Source organism: Sabulicella flocculans, assembly GCF_045449635.1.
Taxonomy (GTDB): Bacteria; Pseudomonadota; Alphaproteobacteria; order Acetobacterales; family Acetobacteraceae; genus Roseococcus.
Map to the genome: position 1 here is coordinate 1 of NZ_JBJJBR010000062.1, position 798 is coordinate 798.

Sequence of the window (798 nt, forward strand, 5' to 3'; positions counted from 1 at the left end):
ACGACGGCCGCGCCGATGGCTGGTTCTACGCCGTCGTCGTGCTCGCCGCGCACCGCGTGCGCGCCATCGGCGATGTCTGGCTCGGCGACAGCCTGGCCACCGATCCGAAGTTCGCCGGCCTGGTCCGTGTCGATCGCCACCTGGGCGACCCCGACCAGGCAGCCAACGCTAACCTGATCGCCGAAACCGGCGGCAAGTGGACCGCCGAGCACCGTGGCCTCGGTCGCGCCTATGTCGCCGTGCGGCTCAAGATCACCGCCGAAGCCTTCCCCTCCGGCCCGCCGAACATCGCCGCGCTCGTCGAGGGCGCGGACACCATCCTCGACCCGCGGACGGGGGCCATCGGCTGGTCCGACAACCCGGCGCTCTGCCTCGCCTGGTACCTGACGGCTCCCTTCGGCTGGAAGGCGTCCTGGGATGACATCGATATCCCCGCCATGATCGCCGCGGCCAACATATGCGACGAGCTGATCGGCACCCGCGCCGGGGTTACCGAGCGGCGCTACACCGTGAATGGCCGCGTCTCGCTCGGCGAGGGCAAGATCGCCATCACGCGCAAGCTGGTCGCCGCCATGGCCGGCGCGCTGGTGGTCTCGGGCGGGCGGTTCTTCATCCATGCCGGCGGGCCTGCGCTGCCGGCGGCGACGCTGACCTCAGACGACCTGCGCGGCGACGTCACCATCCAGGGCAGCCGGCCGCGGCGGGATCTCTTCAACGGCGTGCGGGCGGTCTACGTCGACCCGGCGAAGAACTGGCAGCCGACCGACGCCCCGCCGCTGCTGGCCAGCAACTACGTCG

1 pseudogene is annotated in these 798 nt (G+C 71.4%); it reads left to right on the forward strand.

Annotated elements, in window-relative coordinates:
* A pseudogene (locus ACI6QG_RS19775) lies at positions 1-798 on the forward strand (phage tail protein); the annotation flags it as partial.